The organism is Pseudomonas sp. 25 R 14, assembly GCF_900004755.1.
Taxonomy (GTDB): Bacteria; Pseudomonadota; Gammaproteobacteria; order Pseudomonadales; family Pseudomonadaceae; genus Aquipseudomonas; species Aquipseudomonas brenneri.
Map to the genome: position 1 here is coordinate 1 of NZ_CVTS01000039.1, position 16684 is coordinate 16684.

At 59.4% G+C, this 16684-nt stretch carries 9 protein-coding genes; 5 read left to right on the top strand and 4 right to left on the bottom strand.

Going from position 1 to position 16684, the window contains the following annotated elements:
* Positions 1 to 208: 208 nt before the first annotated feature.
* Positions 209 to 1171, top strand: coding sequence for an IS110 family transposase (locus tag BFQ03_RS11820; protein WP_065942825.1), 963 nt, complete (start codon positions 209 to 211; stop codon positions 1169 to 1171).
* Positions 1172 to 1188: 17 nt separating this feature from the next.
* On the opposite strand, the gene pgm is transcribed toward BFQ03_RS11820, so the two are convergent.
* The 4 genes from pgm to BFQ03_RS11840 all read right to left on the bottom strand — a co-directional run bounded on the left by pgm (position 1189) and on the right by BFQ03_RS11840 (position 7528).
* On the bottom strand, positions 1189 to 2835 hold the full coding sequence (gene pgm, locus BFQ03_RS11825; RefSeq protein WP_032860449.1) for a phosphoglucomutase (alpha-D-glucose-1,6-bisphosphate-dependent): 1647 nt from the start codon (positions 2833 to 2835) through the stop codon (positions 1189 to 1191).
* 114 nt (positions 2836 to 2949) lie between these two features.
* On the bottom strand, positions 2950 to 4350 hold the full coding sequence (locus BFQ03_RS11830) for an aminotransferase-like domain-containing protein (protein ID WP_065943181.1): 1401 nt from the start codon (positions 4348 to 4350) through the stop codon (positions 2950 to 2952).
* A gap of 43 nt (positions 4351 to 4393) precedes the next feature.
* A complete protein-coding gene (locus BFQ03_RS11835; protein WP_050593359.1) occupies positions 4394 to 5803 on the bottom strand; it encodes a hypothetical protein in 1410 nt (469 codons plus the stop codon).
* 702 nt (positions 5804 to 6505) lie between these two features.
* The gene (locus tag BFQ03_RS11840) at positions 6506 to 7528 is read right to left on the bottom strand and encodes a zinc-dependent alcohol dehydrogenase family protein (RefSeq protein WP_065943182.1); all 1023 of its coding nucleotides are present in this window, start codon (positions 7526 to 7528) and stop codon (positions 6506 to 6508) included.
* A 247-nt stretch (positions 7529 to 7775) separates the two neighbouring features.
* Here BFQ03_RS11840 and BFQ03_RS11845 point away from each other — a divergent pair, with 247 nt between their 5' ends.
* The 4 genes from BFQ03_RS11845 (at position 7776) to BFQ03_RS11860 (ending at position 16363) form a co-directional block, all read left to right on the top strand.
* Positions 7776 to 8690: a LysR family transcriptional regulator gene (locus BFQ03_RS11845; RefSeq protein WP_065943183.1), complete on the top strand. Its 915-nt coding sequence runs from the start codon at positions 7776 to 7778 to the stop codon at positions 8688 to 8690.
* A 615-nt stretch (positions 8691 to 9305) separates the two neighbouring features.
* Positions 9306 to 11924 (top strand): PD-(D/E)XK nuclease family protein, encoded by a 2619-nt coding sequence (locus tag BFQ03_RS11850; protein WP_139115681.1) that lies wholly within the window; start codon positions 9306 to 9308, stop codon positions 11922 to 11924.
* Positions 11924 to 15097: a UvrD-helicase domain-containing protein gene (locus tag BFQ03_RS11855; RefSeq protein ID WP_065943184.1), complete on the top strand. Its 3174-nt coding sequence runs from the start codon at positions 11924 to 11926 to the stop codon at positions 15095 to 15097. Before BFQ03_RS11850 ends, BFQ03_RS11855 begins: the two co-directional genes overlap by 1 nt.
* Before the next feature lie 54 nt (positions 15098 to 15151).
* Positions 15152 to 16363 (top strand): phospholipase D family protein, encoded by a 1212-nt coding sequence (locus BFQ03_RS11860; RefSeq protein ID WP_065943185.1) that lies wholly within the window; start codon positions 15152 to 15154, stop codon positions 16361 to 16363.
* The last annotated feature ends 321 nt before the right edge of the window (positions 16364 to 16684 follow it).

The following is a 16684-nucleotide window of genomic DNA, read 5'->3' on the forward strand; positions in this document are numbered from 1 at the left end:
CCCGCTTGTATGTTTAAACTTGAAGGGGTGGGCGGTGACTAAAAGCCCGATTCCGACTCTAGCCAGTACGGACCGTGGGAGACTTCTCGTCCCGCCCTTTCTACCCCAAGCGCCGATAAGGAATTCATCGGGAAAACCGACGATAGAGGCAAGCCAGCGCTGGGGTAGACCCCGACAAGCCCTTAAACACTAGCTCCGAGGATTTGTTATGACAATCCTTACTTCACCAACGGTTCTGGGTATCGATGTGGCCAAGGCCGACGTCGTCGCCTACCGCGAAGACCTCAAAGCCATTCAAACCATTACCAACGACCGCGATGCTCTTGGCCGCTGGCTCAAAACGCTACCTGCCAACAGCTCAATTGCCCTGGAAGCCACCAGCACTTACCACTTGGACACAGCTGAACTCGCCCATGAAATGGGACATCGGGTTTACGTTGTAGACGCTTATCGGTTGAGCCATTACCGCGAAAGCATTGGCCAACGGGCGAAAACAGACCCTTGCGATGCGCGTTTGCTGGCGCGCTACCTGAGCAGCGAGCAGGAACGGCTGCGGCTCTGGAGCCCACCTCCGCAGGCTTATAAGCTATTGAAAAGCTTACTGCACCGACGTGCAGAGCTTATCAACTTGCGCGTGAGCCTAACGCTGAGTTGGTCGGGCGAACCGCTTTTGAAGGACGAATTGGCCCAGCAGTTAAAGTCCTTCAAACAAGCTGAGCTGGTCATTCAGAAGTTGCTGCACAAAGTCAGCAAAGAGGCAGGCATCACCGAAAACATCAAGCGCTGCAAAGCCATTGAAGGGGTTGGTGATCTTACGGCTACGGGTCTAGCGACAGCCTTCATGCGTGGCCATTTCGCCAGTGGCGATGCATTCATCGCTTTCTTGGGGATGGATCTGAGACCAAAAGACTCCGGAAAGAAGGCCGGTCCTCGGCACCTGAGTAAAAAGGGCGATTCGGAGTTACGGCGCCTTGCTCACAACGCAGCAATGGCCGCTAGCCGATCGCCGACCTGGAAACCCTATTACGAGTCCTACCTGGCCCGAGGATTGGCAAAGACCCAAGCCCTGGTGATCCTCGCCCGCAAGCTCTGCCGGGTGGCATTCGCGCTGATGAAAAACCAGAGCGAATATCAGCCGAATTTAAGGTTGCAGGGTTTCCCTGCAACATAGAATCTCCCACATGGGTGTCAGTTAGGGGTGATCGCACCATCCACCAACACCTGCGCCTCTTCCACCAGGCGCTTGAGGTGATCTTCGCCAATAAAGCTCTCGGCATAGATCTTGTAGATATCCTCGGTGCCCGACGGCCGCGCCGCAAACCAGCCGTTTTCGGTCATGACTTTCAGCCCGCCAATCGCCTGGTCGTTACCCGGCGCATGGCTGAGGATCTGCTGGATGCTTTCCCCGGCCAATTGCGTGGACGTGACCTGCTCCGGCGCCAACTTGCCCAGCAGCGCTTTCTGCGCCGGCGTGGCCTTGGCATCCACACGAATGGCGAAGGGTTCGCCCAGGGCGTCAGTCAGGCCACGGTAGATCTGGCTCGGGTCCTGGCCTTTGCGCGAGGTCATTTCCGCGGCCAGCAAAGCCGGGATCAAGCCGTCCTTGTCAGTGCTCCACACGCTGCCGTCCTTGCGCAGGAACGAAGCCCCCGCGCTTTCTTCGCCGCCAAAGCCCAGGGAGCCTTCGAACAGCCCGTCCGCAAACCATTTGAAGCCCACCGGCACTTCGTACAGGCGCCGGCCGATGCGCGCGGCCACGCGGTCGATCAAGCCACTGCTGACCACGGTTTTACCCACGGCGGCATCAGCACGCCACTGGGGACGGTTCTGGAACAGGTAGTCGATGGACACGGCCAGGTAGTTGTTTGGCGCCAACAGCCCGCCAGAGGGGGTAACGATGCCGTGGCGGTCGTGGTCCGGATCGCAGGCGAACGCAACATCGAAGCGTTCCTTGAGCCCGATCAAGCCTTGCATCGCATAGCTGGAGGACGGGTCCATGCGAATCTGGCCGTCCCAGTCCACGCTCATGAAGCGGAAGGTCGGGTCGACCTCAGTGTTCACCACTTCCAGGTTCAAACGGTAATGCTCGGCGATAGCCGACCAGTAGCGCACCCCTGCTCCACCCAATGGATCCACGCCCAGGCGCAAGTCGGCGCTGCGGATGGCGTCCATGTCGATGACATTGACCAGGTCGGCCACGTAGGTATTGAGGTAGTCGTGGCGGTGGGTAGTGTCAGCTTTCAGTGCCTGGGCGTGAGTGATGCGCTTGACTCCGGCCAGCTTGGCCGCCAAAAGCTCGTTGGCCTTGGCTTCGATCCATTTGGTGACATGGGTATCGGCCGGGCCGCCGTTGGGCGGGTTGTATTTATAACCGCCGCTCTGGGGCGGGTTATGGGACGGGGTGATGACAATGCCATCGGCCAACCCGCTGGTACGACCACGGTTGTAGCAGAGGATGGCGTGGGAAATCGCCGGGGTCGGTGTGTATTCATCGCCTTCGGCGAGCATCACATGCACGCCGTTGGCCGCCAGCACTTCCAGGGCGCTGGCGCCCGCCGGCGTGGACAGTGCATGGGTGTCGAGGCCGACAAACAGCGGGCCATTGATGCCTTGCGCTTCGCGGTACAGGCAGATGGCCTGGCTGATGGCCAATACGTGCCATTCATTGAAGCTCAAGTCAAAAGAGCTGCCACGGTGCCCGGAGGTACCAAAAGCCACGCGTTGAGTGGAGATTGCTGCATCGGGCTGGCCGGTGTAATAGGCCGTCACCAGTCGCGGGATGTCCACCAGCAATTGAGCTGGCGCCGGTTTGCCCGCAAAAGGACTGAGAGTCATGCAAAAACCTCTGAAAAGAAGGATTCGGAAAAAAAATACAGTTTACTGGGAGTTCGACCGCCAAGCGACGGTATCTATCCCACATCAACCCGCGATATTTCCCACGCGGCCTATTCATCCGTTCTGCCCTTGCTTGAGTGCCCGTGCCAACTCCTCCAGCACCAGGTCCAGGCTGTGATGACTGCTGACCACATGACTCAGGCGAAAGTGCTGCTGGTACAGGCCGCTTACGCTGAACAATTCGCCAGGGGCAATCACTACTTGGCGCGCCAGCATGGTCTGGAATACCCGGCGCATATCGACGGCCTCAGTCGAGCGCAACCAGTGGGTGGCGCCTGCCTGCGGCGCGCGGTATGTCACACGCTCGCCCAAATGCTCGACCAGACGCGCCTGCATCGCTGCCGCGTGCCCCTTGAGCAGGCTGCGCAACGCCTGCAAGTGCTGGTCAAGGCGGCCATTGTGGTACAGCCGGGCAATCGCCCGCTGGCGAATCGACGACAAACGAAACGCACGCAACAGGAATTGACGCTGCAGCTGCGTGCTCAGGTGCCGCGAGAGCAGATAACCGTAGGGCGCTTCCGGGCCCATAACTTTTTCGAAGGTGGAAAACACCATCAGTCGGTCAGGATTCACCCAGTCGCGCAAGTAGCAGGAACGGGCCTCGAATTCCAACCCGCCCTGGATGTCATTCTCCAACAGCCAGCAGGCATGTTGCTCCAGCAACCCTGCCACCTGCACCTGATCCGCCAGGGACATGGCTTTGCCCGTGGGCAGACCCGGGGTCGAGGACAGCAATGCCAACTGCACGTTCTCGGCACGCAGTTGCTGTTCCAGATAGGCCAGGTCAAGCCCGTCCTGCTCGTTGCACGGCCACTCAATCACCCGCACTCCGGCGTCTTGCAGCAGGCGCAGGATCAACCAGTCACACGGCGACTCCACCAACACCGCCGCACCTTTGAGTGCCAGCACCTCGATCAGGATGGCCAGCACTCCCCGCAGATCAGCGCCGACATAGACATCATCCGCCTGCCAGCAACGTGTCGGCGATTGGGTATAACGTGCCGCCAGCGCCGCACGCAGCTCCCAGATACCACACGGCTGGGAATAGGGCTGCAACTGGCGCGGGTACTGGCGCACCAGTTCACGTTCCAATTGCAGCAAAGGGCCGTCCAGGGACAGCAGTTGTGCCGGTTCATCGGCGCTGAGTACTAACATCCCCGGCCTGCGCGCCCCGACATACAGGCGTTCGAGCAAATCCCCTGCGGTGCAGCACGGCGTATTGAGGGCAATGGGCAAGGCGTAATAGCCGGACTTGGCCACCGAATACACCCTGCCCTCCTTTTCCAGCAGCGAGTAGGCGTATTGAATGGTGGAAATCGATACATTCAAACGCTCTGCCAAGTGCCGCAAGGACGGTAGTTTGACCCTGGCCTCTGTGCCCACTTCGTTGATCAGATTGATCATGTAGCGATAGACAGCCTGATAGGCGAAGTCTGTCTGTTTATCCCTCCTCATGACGGTTTCTGCCCGATCCATGGCTGCCGTAGCGCAACCACCCTCAGTGCCCTGGCACGCCGTGCGGCCCCGTGGCCGGATCCTCGCTGTTGATACAAGCGGCATTGGCCGCGGCATTGGCGTGGTACAGGTGCTGCAAAAGCGTGAGGGGTAAACCACTGGCGTCAACAATCCAATGCTGAATCAACTCTGCCGACGGCTTGCCCTCCAGGGCTTTGTGCAGCTCGGGCAGCGCCACCAGCATGCCGGGATGACAGCGACGCAAGAAGGCTTCCAGGCGTTGCCCTTGCTGGATAAAGGGTGAAAACAACAGGCATACCAGCTGGCTTTCTTCCAGGCCAAAGAACTCGCGAGCGTAGGTCGCCGCCAGCACGCGTCCATCCCTGGTCCCGGCCTGGGCAATCAGCAATTCGGGGATTTTTTTACGACGCATAAAGCCGATGGCTTGTTCGATAAACCGCGTGACACCCTGTTGATAGTCAAGACCCTGTAGCACTTGTGCATGCAGGCCATGCAGGTGGGCCATCAGAAACGGGTTGGCGTAGGCCGGGGTGCTGAACTGAAAGGCAAACTCATCTTGCTTGTAACCCATAAAATCGTTGAGTAATGCCGTAGAGTCCTGCTCCCCACCGCGCAACAGGTCGGCCGCGCCGATGTAGGCCAGGTGTCGATGCACTTCCTTGGAGGAGGCATCCTGTGCCGCGTAATGTTCACCATAGACATCGCGATAATAGCCCGCGCTGCAATCATCCATGTGGGTGAACAGAGCGTTGAGCGCCAGTGGCCGTCCGAAGGGACCTTTCATGCCCGCAGCACGGGTGGTCCTGGCCAGCCATGCCAGGTATTGATTCTGCTTACGCGGCGAATCACTGCTGACCAGGGCATGCACCCCACCGTCCCATGCAGTGATGCGGCGATAAAAATCCCCCAGGGACAAGTAGCCGTCGTTGCACAAACTGGCGCGGATATCCCCCGAATTCATATGCCCGACCATCAACAGGTTACGGCGGCCAACATCCTGAGCCACCGTGGAAGACGGGCGTAAGTGGTTGAAGGGCATAACTTCCTGGTTTTCCACCATCAATAACTCGACCCTGGGGTCGTCATGGAAAAACAACGCGCTGTAGCCCCGATGAATGCTGTCCAGCGCCGCTTGCGTCATCCCTGTATGGCGCAGGGTAGCGACACGCAATTGAAAACTCCTCGGCGCACGCCCGGCGATGGTCAATTGGGCGGCACGCAATAAAGCCAGTGCGTAACTGCTGCCTTTGCCGCCCCCATGGGCGACCAGTATTTTATAGTCGCCGATTTGCTCGATGCCCCCAGCCGCCACAATCAACCGCTGAATCAATAACTGAAGTGCGGTGCGCTCCGCCCGTGAGAAGTGGCCCTGCAACCGTTGCAACACTTGCTGGTAAACATAGTTCATGGCTTGTTCGTGAATAGCGCTCATAGCTTTACTACCTGAGGTTAACTGTCAGTCCCGGGCAAGCAGTTAGGCGTGCCTGCACGAGCTGCTGTTTACTTAAAGTTGGCGCCTGTTGCGATTAAGGCTGATAGCTAAATGTTAGCACCACACAACAAAACGCCAGTTGGAACATCCCGACGAAGACGCCATCACCGGCTGAAGAAAGCCCTTACGCTGGCCTTCTGGCAGGCCTAGGATCCGTCTTACAACTTCCTACCAACCTTTAACTCAAACATTAAAGAAGGATCCGACATATATAGCGCGGGGAAGAGTCTGGATTTAGTTCGCGCGCACTTAAAGGCTCTCTCTACAGACCTATGTCCTTGGGTCGGTATACAAGACGACTTGTTAGTTACAGCGAGCCGATGTTTTGATTTGTTTTCTGCAATCATTGCTCAGTCCTTGAGATGAAAGTGACCGGGCAATTATCAGCGCTTGCTTGATGATTAGAAGATACAGACTCGGCGCAAAAACCAGTGCAGTTTGGTGAGCCGGCATGTACAGCAGTGCCCATGTAAAACGCCGCTGCTCTGGGATTCAGGGCAGCGGCGGTATCAAAGGCAGGTTTTGCGGGGACAAAATCCCGGCAGAAGAATCAGCAAGGGACGTAGATCCTGTCCTTCTAAATGGCGTATTTGCCCCATGGCAAGCACAGCCGGAATGTCCGTTTACGAACATTCCCACAGATCAAACAGCTTCAACCTGCAAAGCCACCCGCTCACGGCACGGGCATTCGTCCATGTAACGATGGGCATCGACAAACTCGCTGAACGGAAATACCCGGGTCTTGAGCGGTACCAGCACACCGTCTGCAGTCAGTTGGTTGATATCACGCAGGGCCCGTTGCAACGCTGCCTGATCCTGGATAATGCCCAGTTCCGGCTTGCCAGTGAAATTACCGATACAGTGCACAAAGAACTGAATGTTCTTCTGGAACGCGGCGCAGGCCGGGAAAGGTGTCTGGTTGCCGCCTTGCAGGCCATACAGCACCAGGCTGCCCCGTGGCGCGAGGACATCGCCCAACAGCGACATCTGCGGGCCGCCGAGGCCGTCGAATACCACATCCACACCGCGGTTATCGGTGAACTTGTTGATCTGCATCAGCAAGTCCTGCTCTTCGGTGACGATGACTTTTTCGGCGCCCAGGGACAGCAGATATTCGCGCTCCTCTGGCGACTTGGTGGCAGCGATCACCCGCACCCCCAGGGCCTTGCCCAATTGCACAAACGAAGGCCCGGCACAATGGCTGGCATCCGTAACCAAGGCAAACTGCCCGGGCTTGACCCGCGCCAGGTCGATGTAGGCAAAGTAGGCAATCAACAGCGGCGTGTAATGCACGCTCGCGTCCACCGGGCTCAAGATATCCGGATAACGGGTCAGGGCCGAACGGGGCAGGACAATCAGCTCGCCATACACTGGGTAATCATTGGGGCTCTCGGCTGGGAAGCTGGCGACCTTGTCACCCACCGCCAGGTCATCGACACCCTCGCCCACCGCCACGACTACGCCAGCCATTTCATGGCCAAGGCCCGAAGGCAAGCGAGCATGGGAAGACGCCAGGTTCTGCCGCCAGAGAATGTCGTACCAACTGACGCCAATCGCTTCGACACGCACCTGCACTTCGCCCGGTGCGGGCAACGTGGCTTCATGCTCTTCGCACTTGAGCACCTCGGCCGGACCAAACTTGTGAAAACGGATCGTGCGGGACATCGCAAACCTCGCCAAAGTAACCTCTAATGCCATGAACTTTATCTGGGCTTTCGGGGCAAGGCCACCGGTCGCCATTAATAGTCGTCATGTCTGTCATTGATTCCACCGCCTAGGAAAATATCCTAGGCGGCGTAGGAAAACTGAATTAGCCGGTGCAGAGTACCAGCCTTTCCCCGTAAGATTCATGCCGGCCATTGTTGTCATGTGGCCGCTCACGTCAAGTTTGCTGAATCTGCCAGGACACAAGATGAACCGTAACGACCTGCGTCGTGTCGACCTGAACCTGTTGATCGTGTTCGAAACCTTGATGCATGAGCGCAGTGTGACCCGTGCCGCCGAGAAATTGTTCCTCGGCCAGCCGGCCATCAGCGCTGCCTTGTCACGCCTGCGCGGGCTGTTCGATGACCCGCTGTTCGTGCGTACCGGGCGCAGCATGGAGCCCTCGGCCCGGGCGGTGGAGATCTTCGCCCTGCTCTCGCCGGCCCTGGACTCGATTTCCACCGCCGTCAGCCGCGCCGCCGAATTCGATCCAGCCACCAGCACCGCCGTGTTTCGCATTGGCCTGTCGGACGATGTCGAGTTTGCCTTGCTGCCGCAACTGCTCAAACGCCTGCGCGCCGAAGCACCGGGTATCGTGCTGGTAATCCGTCGCGTCAATTACATCCTGATGCCGGGCCTGCTGGCCTCCGGGGAAATCTCCATCGGTGTCAGCTACACCACCGACCTGCCGGCCAACGCCAAGCGCAAGGTCCTGCGCCGCAGCCTGCCCAAACTGCTACGCGCCGACAGCGTGCCTGGCGCATTGAGCCTGGACGACTTCTGCGCCCGCCCCCACGCCCTGGTCTCCTTCGCCGGTGACCTGAGTGGGTTCATTGATGAAGAGTTGGAAAAGCTCGACCGCAAGCGCCATGTGGTCCTGGCGGTTCCGCAGTTCAACGGCCTGGGTACCTTGCTGGCCGGCACCGACATCCTGGCGACCGTGCCGGACTACACCGCCGAAGCCCTGACCGCTGCTGGCGGCTTGCGCGCCGAAGACCCGCCGTTGCCGGTACGCAGTTTTGAACTGCACATGGCGTGGCGCGGCTCCCAGGATAACGATCCGGGTGAGCGCTGGTTGCGGTCGCGGATTCAGATGTTTTTTGGGGACCCGGACAGTCTCTAGGTGTCGGCGGGCAGGCTGTTCAACTGATCATTTCTGCCTTTCCACAAACCATGGAGCTCCATTCACTTCCAGTGGATTGCTACTTGGGGGCACATCTGAGGGCATGCTTTGGATGGTTTGAAAAGGATGCCCCCAGCCTGAAGTCCAACAGTTCCCTTCTAGAAAAGTCACCCGTTGTTGTTCCCACACACCGCGGTGTGAAGGTTGGCCGATGAGATGCTCTCCTCTGCCCAAGTGCGTGAGCAACCGAGTGATACCTCCTGTGCAATTAATATCTCAAGTGTAAGTCGCCAAGCTGAATTCAGGTATTACTCCGACGCTTTTCAAAACGCTGCCATAAGTCGGCTGCTCACTCCAGGGGGCCAGCAGGCTTTACCAGACCTCTAGTTGGACAAAGGCTGCTAACGGTAAAGAGCAAAAATTCAGTAGGCGCAGTTCCTTGTTTGCCTTGCTGCGATATCTGACACACAGGCAGTCGTGGTCTGACAGCCGCTCTCAGCAATTTTCCGTCGTACGTGAATGGTTGCTTTCGGTTAGTCTTGTCGACTAGGAGCAGGGGAACAAGATGCAATAGGACGCCTGCATTGGATTGTCGTCAAGGAAGTCAGCCTTAGCATGCACATCACTTTTGGCCTTTTCTTGGATACCCGTCAGGGTCCGTCCCCGACGAACTTCTTCAACACCCCGATAGTGGGCCGCCTCGGATTCCTGTCCCTGCTGGAGACCTACCTTGGTCTAAGCGCGCCAGAAGCGTCCAAGGCCAGACGCGTGACCATCTACTCTGGCCTGCTGCGCGTCCATGACAACAACTCGCGCTTCTACAGTGAGTCCCTGAAGGCCGACAGTATTGGTACGGCTGCGCGCCTCCTGGCCTGGCGTGACGAGTGGCGGCTTGGCGGTTGGGACGGCAGCGCGAATCCAGAGCATACTTCGCGAATCCAGGAGCTTGCCGCCATTGAAAAGGCAGCTCTCGAAACGCTGCCGCCCGGAGAGGCCGAGCGCTTGCACCTGGTGATACAGGCTCTGAGTGCGTCCGGCCCCGGCCCCATCAAGTCAGTTCACCTGGTTGACCCTCCCGAGGACTTCCCGCTTCTCTGGCGGCAGGTGCTCGAGCGCCTGCCAGCGGTCGAAGTCCGACTTCCCGAGCCACAGGGAGAAGGCCAACTCCGTGCGTTGCAAGAGCAAGCCCTAACCGTTCTGGCTGGAGGCTCCGCGGGCAATCTGACCGTGCAGACTGACGGGAGTGTCTTGCTAGTGCATGCTCTCGCGGCCACGACCGCCGAACACTGGTTGAGCGCACAACACTCGCACCAGCCCGGCGACCGGCTGATCCTGGCTGAGGAGGCCGGCGACTCGCTAGATGTGTCGCTGTCCGCGACCGGCGGCGTCAACTGCGGGTTCGAACGCCCTAGTCAGCTCCGCCCAGCCCTACAGGCACTAATCCTTGCCTTGGAAATGTGCTGGGAACCAATAGACATGAACCGACTGCTGGATTTCCTGACGCACCCAGTTGGCCCATTCAGTCGTCCTGCGAGAGGCAGGCTCGCTCGTGCTGTCGCCAAGCAGCCTGGAATTGGGAGCGAAGCCTGGACGGCGGCTAAGGCCAAGATCGCAGCGGGTAACGATGCCCAGGAAATAGCAGATGAAATTACCTTCTGGCTGGAGTCAGAGCGCTGGTCACGCACCGATGGAGTGCCGGTCGATGCACTGATTGCTCGCGTCGCCCGGATGAAGGAGGCTATGCGGCTTCGTCTCTCAGGTGAATCCGCTGATGCGGCGAGCTTTACGGCGGCGCATAGCCAATGTGCGGCCGTCCATGAAGCATTGATCGAGCTGGCTCGGCAAGGGTTGGCCACGGTGCTGCCTCGGCAAGTCGAGCAGTTGGTCGCCCACGCCACGCCCACCGGGGCAACCAACCCCGCTGCGGTTTCCCATGTAGGTTGCATGCGCTCGACCAACACGGCAGCCGCATGCATCGAAGCAGCTGATGAGGTGATCTGGTGGATGCCATCTACGCCTGCCCTGCCCTCGCCTCTGCCTTGGTCTACTGCCGAGGTGAACGCTCTTACTCAATTAGGTGTGCAGTTGCGAGACCCGGCGCGTGAGCTTGTATCGTTAGCACTGAAGTGGCTGCGGCCACTACTTGCTGCGAGAAAAAGATTCATCATCGTCTGCCCTCCCCCCGGTACAGAAGTACATCCGATTCGCCAGCTTCTTAAGAAGCTCGTACCGGATATCGAGTCCGCTTCGCTTGACCTGGACATTGCACTCGACTCCACACTTCTCGGGGTAACCGCCGAGGTGCTTGCACCTCAGTCGCTGCCCGCTACTCCACGACACATCCAACTCCCTCATCCCGTGCAGCTCGGCGACGCTTTACAGTCGTTCACTACGCTCAACGAACTCTTCAATGACGCAGCCCTATTCGTTCTGAAACGAGTGGCGAAGCTGGATCCGACCTCCGTCCTGGCGGTGGATGAGGACAACCGCCTGCTGGGTATCCTCGCTCATCGGGTGCTCGAGAAACTCTTCGCGCACAACGATGCCTTGAGTTTGTCAAACTCCGATGCCGTTGCGTGGTTCCGCGCCGAAGCAGACTCGCTCTTGCTGACTGAAGGCGCTGTACTACTCATGCAGGGTGCAGGGGTAACGCAGCAGCACTTCCGGAAGGTTTGCGAACTAGCCATCTGCAGTCTCCTCGATCACCTCAGGCTCGCTGGTGCCGTTCAGGTTCAGACGGAGGTGGAGTTCAGAGGAACCTTGGGAGCAGTCCCGCTGATCGGCAAAATTGACCTCTTGGTCACGCTTGGTGACAAGCGAACTGTCGCCGTGGACATAAAGTGGAGAGGCGATACCTACTACGCCGGGCTGCTTCGCTCTGGCGAGCACCTACAGTTGGCGCTCTACTCCAGCCTCATAGAGCAAACAAGCGGTATCGCACCCGCCGCGCTTGGCTATTTCATCCTGGAAAGTGGCGGGCTGTACATCACCGCTGCCGACATCTTCCCAAAAGCGCAAGTCAGAAGACCGCCGGACGGCGTAACCGTCTCCAATCTACTGGACCGCGCGCGCTCTACCTGGAAGTGGCGCAAGCAGCAGCTGGACGCCGGGACCATCGAAGTCGTTCCGGAAGATCCGAACGACGAGTACCAGGGCCCTGAGGGAACCCTTCCGGTCAACGGTCCAAGCAAATGGGACCGAGACCACCTTATCTTGCTGGGAGGCTGGAAGTGATGAACAACATCGAATTCATCAGCGCAGGTGCCGGCAGTGGCAAGACCTACAAGCTGACCGAAACTCTCGCACAAGCCCTCGAATCTGGCACGGCGCGGCCTCACGCCATCTTGGCCACGACCTTCACGGTGAAGGCCGCTACCGAGCTGCGCGAACGCGCCCGCTCCTGGCTTCTTGAAAAGGGCCGTATCGACCTCGCCACCGCCATAGGCCAAGCCCGCTTGGGCACCGTCAACAGTGTCTGCGGTCAGATGCTCAAGCGGTTCTGCTTCGAGTTGGGCCTGTCTCCCGACCAGACTGTCCTGGGTGAAGGTCAATCCAAGAGACTGCTCAAAGCCACGCTGGCCGAGTCGATGGATGCCGACGCACAAGCGGAACTAGTTTGGCTCACAGAGCGGTTCGGCATCGAACAGGCCGACTGGTCCAAGACTGTTGAGGCTGTCGTCAAGGCCGCGCTCGATAACGACATTGAGCCAGGGGCGCTTCGCGTGATGGGTACTCAGAACGCGGACGCTATGCTCGCGAACTGGCCTGTTCCAACTGCGGGGCTGGACCCGACCATGGCATTGGCCACCGCGCTGGCCAAGGCGCACCAGGAGGTAACCGCCTACGTAGAACAGCAGCAGGCTGTCGGCGCCAAAGTTGCAGACAACCTCTTAAAAGGCCTCGACGGGCTGCAAAAACTGGATCGCCTCTTCCGTGAAGGACGCTGGTGCTGGCCCGACTGGATCGGCGCAGCAGGGTTTGACGCCGGCGCTAAGGTCAGGGATATCGTGGCACCAGTCAAGTCCGCAGCTCAGGCCCACGAGTCTCACCCGGCCTTTCATGCCGAGATCCGTCGGTACCTTGACAAGGTGTTCAAGCTGGCCGCCGACGTTCTCGACGCCTACGAGCAGGCCAAGAAGGCGCTGGGTGCAGTCGACTTCAGCGACCAAGAGGTGTTGCTGCTACGTGCATTGAGGACAAAGCCAGCCGTCCGTGAAGTGTTGGCAGCAGAACTGGATCTCATCATGGTCGATGAGTTCCAGGACACCAGCCCGCTCCAACTGGCGCTTTTCGTCGAGCTGGCCAAACTGGCTAAGAAGTCGGTGTGGGTCGGCGACCCCAAGCAGGCTATCTACGGCTTCCGCGGAACTGACTCAAGCCTCATTTCCGGCGTTCTCAGCGCCATCAAGGGCTGGGGCGGAGTCATAGGGAAGGCTCTGGACACCTCCAGGCGCTCCACCGAAAGCCAGGTCTTGCTCACTAATAGTGTATTCAACTCTGCGTTCGAGCCCGACCTGACGCCTGAGCAGGTTCGGTTGCAGCCTCTGCGGAAGGACATCCCGGACCAGCCCGCGCTGTTGAACTGGAACTTCGAGAGCAGCCGAAACGACTCGGACTACCTAGGCCTTGGCCAGGCCATCCGCGAGCTGCTCGAGTCCGGGGTTAAGGTCGAAGACAAGGACACCAAGGAGCTCCGTCCTATTCAGGCCGGCGATGTCGGAGTGCTGTGTCGCTACAACGACCAGGTCGAATTTGCCGTCACGTCGCTCACGCGCTGGGGCATCCCGTCAGCCAGCCCACGTTCCGGCTTGTTGGGGACTGCCGAAGCCATCTATGTCATGGCCTGTCTGAGGCGCATGAACGACCCAACCGACACCGTCGCCACGGCGCTGGTTCTAACCCTGGCCGATGGCACTCCGATCGAGACCTGGCTTGCAGACAGGCTGCAATACCTAGTCACCGATGGGGTGAGGTCACACGAGTGGCTGACGAAGGGTGACAGCGCCCATCCGCTACTGGCCCGATTGGAAGAGCTGCGTCCAACGCTAATGGCTTTGACGCCACAGGAAGTACTGCGACTTGCTGCTGCCGAGTCCCAAGTAGTGCGGCTGGTCGGCCAATGGTCCACCTCCCCTCACGAGAGCCGCAATAGGCTGTCCAATGTCGAGGCACTGGTCGAGCTCGGAAAGACTTTCGAGGACGAGTGTGTCGCCGCGAAGCGACCGGCGACCGTCAGCAGCATGCTTCGTTGGCTGGACGAGCTCGCCAGCGCAGAGGACGATAACCGGGCCATTTCAGCAGACAACTCGGTCTCGGTCCTCACCTATCACGGAGCCAAGGGGCTGGAGTGGCCAATCGTCGTGCTGACAAGCCTAGATGCGACAGCACGCAGTTCACTTTGGAGCGTGCGCGCGAGAACAGTTGGGGGCTTCGATCCACAGCAGCCGCTCGCCAACCGCTTCGTACACTGCTGGCTGAAAACCTGGGGCAAACGGTCCCAGCCCCAAGCCGCCCTTAACGCCGAAGCCAGCGCCACTGGTAAAGCCATGCAGGCAGAAGCCCTGGCGGAGAACAAGCGCCTTCTCTATGTGGGCCTGACCCGCGCGCGCGATATGAACGTCGCTGTGTCGTTCGTTCGCAAGTCAGGGCCGGGGCGCGCCTGGGTCGGAGAAATTCAAGGCGCAGCCGACCTGTTGTTCGGCGACTCAGGAACCATAGCGATACCCGACGGCCAGCAGCTCTCCAGACTATCGAGGTCGTGGAACAAGGATGACTGCTCAACCGAGCCACCTGCCAAAGCCTCCGAGGCCTGCCGCTGGTTCACAGCTCGTCCGCGCGTGCAGGCCGCGCCGTTGTGGCATCGACCGAGTTCCGCCTCGGGCGGCATGTTCAAGGTAGTCGAGACTGACGCAGTAGGAGTCCGGCTAAGCTTGGCGGGCAAGCCTGACATGGCATCGCTGGGTACGGCGCTCCACCTGTGCATCGCTCGCGCCGGCGTGCTTGGCGGGATTTCAGCCCCTGACGTCGAACGCATCCTGATGACCTGGGCCATGGCTCATTCTGTGGATAAGGAAGCCGTTTGCGCCCAGGCCAGAGCGTTCCAAGCTTGGGTAGCCAAGCGCTGGCCTGACTGCCCCGTTTACGTCGAAGTGCCCATCGAAGCGAATGGCCCTAACGACACTCGTATCCGGGGCCGCATCGATTTGCTGGTTGAACTGCCAGATAGTTGGATTCTCATGGACCACAAATCGAACCCCGGTGGCTCGGCCAGAGACGAGGACCTGGTGGCCGAGCACGGTCCGCAGCTCGAGTCCTATGGTCATGCCCTTCTCAACGCGACCGGCAAGCCCGTGAGCGAGCGATGGCTCTACATGCCGGTCGCTGCACGAGCAGTCCGCCTGTCCTGACGTTCCCAGAAGCGCATCGGACTTAGTTCAATAGAAACACGAGGAAAAGTAGAGATGGATGTGAAGTTCCTGTCGGCTTCGCAGACGCAGTCGACACTCCTAGCGCTGGTCGAGAACTGCGAGTCGATGCAATGGGCAGTAGCCTGGGCGACCGAGAACGCGGTCTTCGAGGCAGCGATGAAAGACAGCTCGAAGTTCGAGCACTTCGTTGTCGGCACTCATATGTTCCAGACGCAACCCGAGGTGCTTGAGCGGGCAGCAGCGCTAGCGGCCGCAGCCGTTGTTCCTCCTACGGGCGACCTGTTCCACCCGAAGGTCTACCTGTTTCGTAACGGGCAACGCATACGCTGCGTGGTCGGGAGCCCAAATCTCACGAAGGCGGCGATGAGCCGAAACGTCGAGGCGAGCGTGCTGCTTGATGGCTCGCTCGACGATGCAGCGCTGGTAGAGCTCAGTCGCTTCGTCGCAGAAGCGTGGAAGGGAGCGGAGGAGATCTCTCACGAGTTCCTCTTTCGATACCGTCACCAGTACGCAGCTAAGACGGCTGCGCGAAAGGAACTGATCAAGTTCGCTGACGTTCGGCCACCTTCTAAGCCGAATACCAAGCGCGCGCCACATGACATGAGCTGGGCGGACTTCCTCGTGCAGGTCCGAAGCTCATCACACCCGTCTGCGCACCTGTTTAAGGAGCGCTTGGGCGTTCTGACAAAGGCTCGCGCCCTTTTCGCGACTGGCATACCCTACGCGAAGTGGAACGAAGACGACCGCAAGCTGGTCGCCGGCACTCTCGGGCGCAAGAAGTCTCAGCAGCCAGGCGTGGACTACGGGCTTTTCGGGAGCATGGGCGCAAGTGGGACGTTCGCGAACCTGGTCATCGAAGCGCCCACAGGCCTCTCCCACGCCCTCGATTTCATCCCGTTGATGGGCGCGGTCACGCAGGACGACTACGACCGCTACTGCAAAGCGTTCAGAGCAGCCTTCGATCAGGACGGGCGAGTCGGCGGACTACCGACCGCGACTAGGCTCTTGGCGATGAAGCGGCCTGACGCATTCGTGTGCATCGATTCGGCCAACCGAAAGGACTTGTGCGAAAACTTCGGTGTCAGCCCGAGCACAACGAACCTGGAGAACTACTGGCAGCGCATGATTGAGCCGATGCACGGTGATCCGTGGTGGAGACATCCGCAGCCGAGCAATGCGGCTGACGCCGAAATCTGGTTGGGACGCGCAGCGCTTCTGGACGCCATCTACTACACGCCCCGTTGAGCCTGCAGCTCTTCGACTTCCTGCGGACGCAGGACACGTCCATCCCCTCTTGAAACCGCCGAGGTTCACCGATGGTGAAGAAGTCGCTGACTTGGTCATCGTCAAAAAATATACATCCTGGCAGTGCAGGCCAAGAACTGATTGCTGGCAAATTTTTTGCCCCGCTAAAAGGTGGCAGTGAATCGGTGCGCTATGTTGGGCATCACGTCGTTCTTCCGCGGAGACAACGACGGCAGGCCGCAGTGGAGCAGTTCAAGGCCTGGTTATTCAAAGACCTGCAATCGTGAGCTAAGCAGGCTTGAGGCGGACATTGCCCTAGCG